Origin of the sequence: Streptomyces sp. NPDC002870, from assembly GCF_042888505.1 — a bacterium.
Lineage (GTDB): Bacteria > Actinomycetota > Actinomycetes > Streptomycetales > Streptomycetaceae > Streptomyces.
Window position 1 is genome coordinate 21,730 of record NZ_JBIAPW010000030.1, and the last position, 8,452, is coordinate 30,181.

At 71.0% G+C, this 8,452-nt stretch carries 6 protein-coding genes; 2 read left to right on the forward strand and 4 right to left on the reverse strand.

Going from position 1 to position 8,452, the window contains the following annotated elements; genetic code table 11:
- Nucleotides 1-41 precede the first annotated feature (41 nt).
- The 4 genes from ACFYWY_RS28865 to mshD all read right to left on the reverse strand — a co-directional run bounded on the left by ACFYWY_RS28865 (nucleotide 42) and on the right by mshD (nucleotide 5,299).
- Complete coding sequence (locus ACFYWY_RS28865; RefSeq protein ID WP_389191197.1) at nucleotides 42-506, reverse strand: NUDIX hydrolase; 465 nt, start codon at nucleotides 504-506, stop codon at nucleotides 42-44.
- Complete coding sequence (locus tag ACFYWY_RS28870) at nucleotides 473-1,774, reverse strand: CHAD domain-containing protein (RefSeq protein WP_389191200.1); 1,302 nt, start codon at nucleotides 1,772-1,774, stop codon at nucleotides 473-475. Before ACFYWY_RS28870 ends, ACFYWY_RS28865 begins: the two co-directional genes overlap by 34 nt.
- Entirely contained in the window at nucleotides 1,761-3,989 is a 2,229-nt protein-coding gene (locus ACFYWY_RS28875; RefSeq protein WP_389191202.1) for an RNA degradosome polyphosphate kinase, read from the reverse strand. The genes ACFYWY_RS28870 and ACFYWY_RS28875 overlap by 14 nt, the downstream gene beginning before the upstream one ends.
- A 386-nt stretch (nucleotides 3,990-4,375) precedes the next feature.
- Nucleotides 4,376-5,299 (reverse strand): mycothiol synthase, encoded by a 924-nt coding sequence (gene mshD / locus ACFYWY_RS28880; protein WP_389191205.1) that lies wholly within the window; start codon nucleotides 5,297-5,299, stop codon nucleotides 4,376-4,378.
- A gap of 196 nt (nucleotides 5,300-5,495) precedes the next feature.
- Between mshD and ACFYWY_RS28885 the strand changes: the two genes are divergently transcribed.
- Nucleotides 5,496-7,316 (forward strand): bifunctional metallophosphatase/5'-nucleotidase, encoded by a 1,821-nt coding sequence (locus ACFYWY_RS28885; protein ID WP_389191208.1) that lies wholly within the window; start codon nucleotides 5,496-5,498, stop codon nucleotides 7,314-7,316.
- 145 nt (nucleotides 7,317-7,461) lie between these two features.
- On the forward strand, nucleotides 7,462-8,337 hold the full coding sequence (locus ACFYWY_RS28890; RefSeq protein ID WP_389191211.1) for a phosphatidylinositol-specific phospholipase C: 876 nt from the start codon (nucleotides 7,462-7,464) through the stop codon (nucleotides 8,335-8,337).
- The last annotated feature ends 115 nt before the right edge of the window (nucleotides 8,338-8,452 follow it).

Consider the following 8,452-nt stretch of genomic DNA (forward strand, 5'->3'; position numbering starts at 1 on the left):
AGTGCCAGCCGGACGGGACACCTCCGGCGCCCGCCGACACCTCACGCGGAGTGAAGGGCCTGGAGCAGCGCGTCAACAAGAATGCGGTCGCGGGGCTGAGTGAGTCGGCTGCGGGCTTCCACCGGCGGAAGCCACAGGATGCGGTCCACCTCCTCGCTCGGGGCGAACGTACCCGTCGTCGCTTCGGCCGCCCAGTAGCTGACCTGCTTGGGACGTCCATTTGCAATGTAGTACGCGCTGGGCAGCCGGGCTCCCGGTACGCACTGGTACCCCGTCTCCTCCAGCGCCTCGCGCACCGCGCCGACGAGGGCGGCCTCGCCGCGCTTCAGCTTGCCCTTGGGGTGCGACCAGTCGTCATACTTCGGCCGGTGTACGAGGCAGATCTCGATGCCCTCGTCGCTGTGCGGGGAGCGCCGCCAGAGCACACATCCCGCGGCAAGTACCGTGTCGTCTCCCGTCGTCGGGCCTCCGCTCACGGGGCGGTCACCGCCGTGGCCCTCTGCCATACCTGCTGGAAGGCGAACCGGGCCGCCTCCACCTCGTGCCGCTGGTCGGCGTGGAGGACCCCCAGGGCGTACGCGGTGGCCGGGGCGATGCGCGGAGTGCGGGCCGCGGTGGCGGCGGCAGCGGCGGCCTCGGCCGCGTCGCGGTGCCGGTCGAGGACCAGGCCCGCCTGGCGCAGCACCGGGTCCGCCTCCGGGTACAGCACTTCCTGTGCGTACCGGTGCAGCCGCAGCAGCAGCCGCACCTGGTGCCAGGGGGCGTCCTGCGCCTCCCCGGCCGATGCGGTGGCGAGGCCGTGCGCCAGAGCCTCCGAGTTGTACGGGTGCGCGGCGCGGCCCAGCGGCAGCGCGGCCACCGCTTCCAGCAGCCGCCGCTCGGCGAGCTCCGCGGGCAGCGTCAGGGCCTCGGCGGCCGGGGCGTCGGCCATCGGGCCGAGCGGCAGCTCGGATGCGAGTACGGCGACGGAGTCGGCGACCGCGTGGAAGCGGGAGGAGCCGAGGGCCTGGAGCGCGGCGGAGTGGGCCCGGGTCCGGGCGAGGGTGAGCTGCCGCTCCAGCAGGGCGCCTGCCCGCGCGGCCCCTACGGTCAGGGAGCCGGTGGCGCGGGGAGCGTCAGCGGCGGCGCCCGGGCTGACCGGGCCGCTGGCGAAGGCTGGGCTGCCAAGATCGCCGGAGCCGGAGCCGGAGCCGGAGCCGGAGCCGGAGCCGGAGCCGGAGCCGGAGCCGGAGCCGGAGCCGGAGCGGGTACCCGGGCTCGTCGGTGTGCCGGAGCCGGAGCGGGGATCGGCCGACGTGCCGGAGCCGGTGCCCGGACCCGTCGGCATGCCGGGTTCGCCGTAGCCGGCCGTCCGGTCGCCAGGGCTGAGCACACGCAGTTCGCCCCTCGCCGGCGGCAGCGGAATCGCCCCCGACAACCGTGCCAGCGCGTCGAGCAGCCGCCCGAGCCGTGAGGTGCAGGCATGTTCCTGGGCCAGCGTCGCGGAGAGCCAGGCCAGTTCGGTGCGCAGACCGTCCGCCCAGGCGGGGTCGAGCAGCGGCCGGAAGGTGTGCAGCGTCCCGCTGATGCGGCGGGACGCCTGACGCAGCGCGGCGGCGGCCTCCGCCACGCCCGCCGTGTCCGCGCCGCTCTCGCTGTGCAGTCGCAGACTGCGCAGGAAGCCACCTGCCTGCGCATGGAGATACCGGGCCAGCGCATCGCCGGCGGTGACCGCGGTGGGGGAACCGGCCGGGACGGCGGCAGCGTCAGGCCGGGAGAGATCAGGGCTGTGCACGCCGGCGCCTCCGGGCGTCTATGAGCATCTCCTGCAGATTCCGCTGCGGCTGACCTTCCGCGTCCGTCGCATGCCGGGTCCAGGCGCCGTCCGGGCCGAGGTGCCAGGAGGACGTGCTGTCGGACATGCCGTTCTCCAGGAGACGGGTCAGGGCCGCGCGGTGGGCCGGGTCGGTGACCCGGACCAGAGCCTCGATACGGCGGTCGAGGTTGCGGTGCATCATGTCGGCGCTGCCGAACCACACTTCGGGCTCGTCGCCGTTGCCGAAGGCGAAGATCCGGGAGTGCTCCAGGAAGCGGCCGAGGATCGAGCGCACCCGGACGTTCTCGGAGAGGCCGGTGACGCCGGGGCGTATCGCGCAGATGCCGCGCACCCAGATGTCCACCGGCACGCCCGCCATGGCCGCCCGGTAGCAGGCGTCGATGACCGCCTCGTCCACCATCGAGTTGACCTTGAAGCGGATGTAGGCGGGCCGACCCGCGCGGTGGTGCGCGACTTCCTTGTTTATTCGTGAAATCAGGCCGTCGCGCAGGGACTTGGGGGCAACCAGGAGACGGCGGTAGGTCTCGCGGCGGGAGTACCCCGACAGCCGGTTGAACAGGTCCGAGAGGTCGGCGCCGACCTGCGGGTCGGCGGTCAGCAGCCCCAGGTCCTCGTACAGCCTGGCCGTCTTCGGGTGGTAGTTGCCGGTGCCGACGTGGGAGTAGCGGCGCAGCGTCTCGCCCTCCTGGCGGACCACCAGCGACAGCTTGCAGTGCGTCTTCAGCCCGACGAGCCCGTAGACGACATGGCAGCCGGACTCCTCCAGCTTCCGCGCCCACTTGATGTTGGCCTGCTCGTCGAAGCGGGCCTTGATCTCTACGAGTACGAGGACCTGCTTGCCCGACTCGGCGGCGTCGATCAGCGCGTCCACTATCGGGGAGTCGCCGCTGGTGCGGTACAGCGTCTGCTTGATCGCCAGCACGTCGGGGTCGGCCGCGGCCTGCTCCAGGAAGGCCTGGACGGACGTCGAGAACGAGTCGTACGGATGGTGCAGCAGTACGTCCCGCTCGCGCAGCGCCATGAAGATGTCGGGCGCGGACGCCGACTCGACCTCGGCGAGGTCCCGGTGGGTGCCCGCGACGAACTTCGGGTACTTCAGCTCGGGCCGGTCCAGCGCCGCGATCCCGAAGAGGCCGGTCAGGTCCAGCGGCCCGGGCAGCGGGAAGAGCTCGGCGTCGGACATCTTCAGCTCGCGGACCAGCAGGTCCAGCACGTACGGGTCGATGGACTCCTCGACCTCGAGCCGCACCGGCGGGCCGAAGCGGCGCCGCATGAGCTCCTTCTCCAGGGCCTGCAGGAGGTTCTCGGCGTCGTCCTCCTCGACCTCCAGGTCCTCGTTCCTGGTGACCCGGAACATGTGGTGCGCGAGCACCTCCATGCCGGGGAAGAGCTCTTCGAGGTGGGCGGCGATGACGTCCTCGAGCGGGACGTACCGCTGCGGCGAGGCCTCCAGGAAGCGCGACAGCAGCGGCGGGACCTTGACGCGGGCGAAGTGGCGGTGGCCGCTGACCGGGTTCCGTACCACGACGGCCAGGTTCAGCGAGAGGCCCGAGATGTACGGGAAGGGGTGCGCGGGGTCCACGGCCAGCGGGGTCAGGACCGGGAAGATCTGCTGCCGGAACAGAGTGAACAGGCGCGCCTGCTCCTTCTCTGTGAGTTCCGGCCAGCGGATGATGTGGATGCCCTCTTCGGCGAGTGCCGGGGCGATGTCCTGCTGGTAGCAGGCGGCGTGCCGGGCCATGAGCTCGCGGGAGCGGTTCCAGATCAGGTCCAGCACTTCGCGGGGCTGCAGGCCGGACGCGGACCGGGTGGCGACACCCGTCGCGATGCGGCGCTTCAGTCCGGCGACGCGGACCATGAAGAACTCGTCCAGGTTGGACGCGAAGATCGCCAGGAAGTTGGCCCGTTCGAGGAGCGGGGTGGCCGGGTCCTCTGCGAGCTCCAGGACACGCTCGTTGAACGCGAGCCAGCTGCGCTCGCGGTCGAGGAACCGCCCCTGGGGCAGTTCTGCGCCGCCTTCCTCGTGATCTTCCTGGTACGAGTCGAGGTCGGCGTCAAGATCGGGTTCCAGGTCGGAGACCGTGGCCGCGACGGTGTGCGGCCGGTGCGCGGCTATGGAACCTACGGACGGCTGGGGGTGCTGGACCGGTACCTCGGCGGGCTGCTGACTCATGGGCCCATTCTTCCGCGTCGGGGGCAGGATGGGCGCGTCGGAGAGGGCCGGATTGAGGGGAATCCTCCCATTCGGGGAGGCGGGCACAGCGGGCTGCATTCAGAGAGGGTCGCAAGGGCGTCTGAATGGCCGGTAACGACGACATGACGTGAGGGAAAGCGTGACGGGACCCCCCGGGGTCGATCGCGGGGGTCCCGTACGGCGTACAGGGCTCTGTGCGGCCCGCGCGGGCCGTGCGCGGGCCGCTGCGCGACCCGTGCGGGCCGTGCGCAGGCCGTGCGCGGGCGTGCAGCAGCCAGAATGGGGCGGCGGTGCGGCATCGGCAAGAGCCGGCCCGATGCCGATCCCGATGCGTTACCGGGCGGCGGCCGTCCAGGTGCGGTCCGTCAGGATTCGGTGCGGTACATGAGGTCCACCTCGTGCGTGACGAAGCCGAGGCCCTCGTACACGCGCAGCGCCGCGGGGTTGTCCGCGTCGACGTAGAGCATCGCGGTCGGCACCCCCTGCGCGGCGAGATACCGCAGCCCGATCGCGGTCAGCGCCTTGCCGAGGCCGCCGCCCTGCGCGTCGGGCCGGATGCCGATGACGTACACCTCGCCGAGGTGCTCCTCGGCGTGCACCTTCGTCCAGTGGAAGCCGATGAGCTCCCCGCCGCGCTCGGCCAGGAAGAAGCCCTTGGGGTCGAACCACGGCTCGGCCTTGCGGTCGTCGAGATCCCGCTGGGTGACCGAGCCCTGCTCGGGGTGGTGCGCGAAGGCGGCGGCGTTCACGGCGAGCCAGGCCGCGTCGTCCTGCCCGGGCACGAAGCTGCGTACGGTGACGCCCGCGGGGAACACCGGCTCGGGAATGTCCATCGGGCTCAACGGCCTCCGCAGCTGGCGCAGTTCACGGAAGAGGGTGAGCCCCAGCACCTGCGCCAGATGCCGCGCGGCGGACTTCCCGCCGTGTGCCCACACCCGCAGCCGCTTCCCGGACGCCGCCAGCAACGCACTGCCGAGCGCCCGCCCGTGGCCGCGCCCGCGATGCCCGGGGTGCACGACGAGCTCGGCGGCCGGAGCCTCTACGGGGTCGGTGTCCTCCAGCTGCGCGTACCCGATCAGCTCGCCGCCGACGGTGAGCAGGAGATGCCGTACGCCCTCCCGCTTCCCGCCGCGCAGCTGCAGCCTTCCCTGCTCGGAGACGGCCTGCATGCCGTCCGAGCGGGCGGCCTCGCTGAGCATGCCGAGCACGGCCTGAGCCTGCTCGGGGCTGAGCTCGTCAACGGTCTCGATCTGCCGGCCGGGCTCCGGAATCACAGCATCAATGCTCATGGGTCGAGGGTACGGCTGGACAGCACTTTGTCGGTGATACGGGACGGCCCCCGCGTACGGGTGATACGCCAGGAAAGGGCCCGACGACGAACAAAGGCAACCAGGTCGTAACCCCTACCCCCCTGTCGCGCTACGCGCGTTGACTCTAGGCTGCCGCTCGCAGCCCTCACGCAACGCTGAACTGACAAGGGGACAGATGTCAGCGACACCGAACAAACACCGCGCGGCCCGCCGGAGCCGGCGGGTTCTCGCCGCGGCCGCCGGACTGGCCACCGTCGGCGCGCTCTTCGCCGCGATGCCGGCCGGTGCCGCAGTCGACAAGGAGAGCCACGGCGACCGGCACTACCAGCCGCGCACCGTCGATGTGCAGCTGCTCTCCTTCAACGACCTGCACGGAAACCTGGAGCCGCCCGCGGGCTCGGCCGGCCAGGTCACCCACACGCACGCGGACGGCACCACCGAGAAGATCAACGCGGGCGGCGTCGAGTACCTCGCCACGCATCTGCGCCAGGCCCGCAAGAGCAGTAAGTACTCGGTGACCGCCGCGGCCGGCGACATGATCGGCGCCTCGCCGCTGCTCTCCGGGCTCTTCCACGACGAGCCGACCATCGAGGCGCTGAACAGGCTGAAGCTCGATGTCTCCTCCGTCGGAAACCACGAGTTCGACGAGGGCGCCAAGGAACTGGCCCGGATGCAGAACGGCGGCTGCCACCCCACCGCCGGCTGCTTCGAGCAGGACAGGAAGTTCAGGGGCGCGGACTTCCCGTACCTCGCCGCGAACGTGGCGGACGAGAAGACCGGCAAGCCGCTGCTCGATCCGTACTTCATCTGGAAGAAGAACGGGGTCAAGATCGGCTTCATCGGGGTGACCCTGGAGGGCACGCCGAACATCGTCAGCGCCGAGGGCGTCAAGGGCCTCACGTTCGGCGACGAAGTCGAGACGATCAACAAGTACACCAAGGTGCTGGAGCGCAAGGGCGTCAAGTCGATCGTCGCCCTGATCCACGAGGGCGGGGCCCCGGCCTCCTCCTCGTACAACTACAACTGCGACAGCCCGGGCCCCGGCGACGGTGTCTCCGGCCCAATCGTCGACATAGCCAAGAAGATCAGCCCGCAGGTCGACGCCCTGGTCACCGGCCACACCCACCAGGCGTACGCGTGCACCATCCCGGACCCGTCCGGCCGGCCGCGTACGGTCACATCGGCGGCCTCGTTCGGCAAGCTCTACACCGACACGACGCTCACCTACGACCGTCGCACCAAGGACATCGTCCGTACGGCCGTCGCCTCCGCGAACCACGTCGTCACCCGCGACGTGCCGAAGGCCGAGGACATGACCCGGCTGATCGCGCGCTGGAACACGCTGGCAGCGCCGATCGCGAGCCGGCCCGTCGGCTATATCTCCGCCGACATCGAGAACCCCTTCGACGCGCCCGAGAAGCCGCTCGGCAATCTGATCGCGGACGCGCAGCTGGAGGGTCTCGCCCCGGCGGACAAGGGCGGGGCGCAGCTCGCGCTGATGAACCCGGGCGGAATCCGCGCGGGCCTCGTCCACAAGGCCTCCGGCGGTGAGGGCGACGGTGTGGTGACCTATGGCGAGGCGTTCACCGTGCAGCCGTTCACCAACATGATGACCGTCGTCGATCTGACCGGCGAGCAGTTGGTCACCGCCCTCAAGCAGCAGGTCAGTGGCGTGAATCAGGCTTCCCCGAAGATCCTCCAGGTGTCGGACGGCTTCACCTACACCCTGGATCTGACGAAGACCGGGGCTGACCGGATCGTGGCCGGCTCGGTCAAGCTGAAGGGCGAGGCGATCGACCCGGCGAAGACCTACCGGGTCGCGATGAACGAGTTCCTGGCGGGCGGCGGCGACGGCTTCGCCGTCCTGAAGGAGCACAAGAACAAGCTGGTCGGCGCGTCCGACCTGGACATCCTCAACGCCTATCTGGCCGGGCACTCCAGCGCGAGCGCGCCGCTCGCGCCGCCGGCCACCGGCCGGATCACGGTCGTGAAGTAGCAGTACTCGTAGGCGGGACGGTGGGGCGGTGGGCCATGTGCCTGCCGCCCCACGCGCGTTGCGGGCGCGGCCTGATTCGGCCGTTGGTTACTGGCCAGTCCTGACTCTGGTGCCCCTTGACGTGAACCCGCCATAATCCGGGGCCATGGACCGACGGAGCTTTCTCGCGGGCGCGGCAGCCGTCTCCGCCACCGCACTCATCGGCGCACCGGCCGCGGTCGCCGCGCCACGACGCACGCTGTCCGCGCAGGACTGGATGGCCGGCCACGGCGACGCGACCGCCCTGGCGCAGCTGACGATTCCCGGCACCCACGACTCCGGCGCGCGCTTCGGCGGGCTCTGGGCCCAGTGCCAGAACACCACCATCGCCGACCAGTTGAACAGCGGCATCCGCTTTCTGGACGTACGGTGCCGGATCACCGGCGACTCCTTCGCCATCCACCACGGGGCCGCGTTCCAGAACATGATGTTCGGCGATGTGCTCATCGCCTGCCGGGACTTCCTGAACGCCCGCCCCTCCGAGACAGTCCTCATGCGCCTCAAGCAGGAGTACTCCGAGGAGAGCGACGCGGCCTTCCGCCGCGTCTTCGACATCTACCTGGACGGCAAGGGCTGGCGTCCGCTGTTCCGCATCGGCGACGGGCTGCCGGCGCTGGGCGAGGCGCGCGGCAAGGTCGTGCTGCTCGCCGACAACGGCGGACTGCCGGGTGTCCGGTACGGGGACGGGAATCTCTTCGACATCCAGGACGACTGGAACGCCGAGCCGGGCGCCAAGTACCCCAAGATCGAGGCGCACTTCCGCAAGGCGGCGCAGCAGCCGGGCAAGCTGTACGTCAATTACGTCAGCACCTCCGCCCTGCTGCCGCCCCGCTGGAACTCCGACCGGCTGAACCCGAGGGTGCACTCCTTCATCGACGGTTCGGAGGCGGGCGGCTGGAAGGGTCTCGGCATCGTGCCGATGGATTACCCCAACACCCGCTCGGGCCTGGTGGATTCGCTCATCCGGCACAACCCGGCGTGACCCGGCTGCGGGCCGCTGAAGGCGGCCCGCAGCCGCCGTGGCGACCACGCCGTGGCGACCCCCCCGGGGGGCCCACCCCCGGGCGGCCACCCCCGGGGGCCCCCCCCCGGGCGAC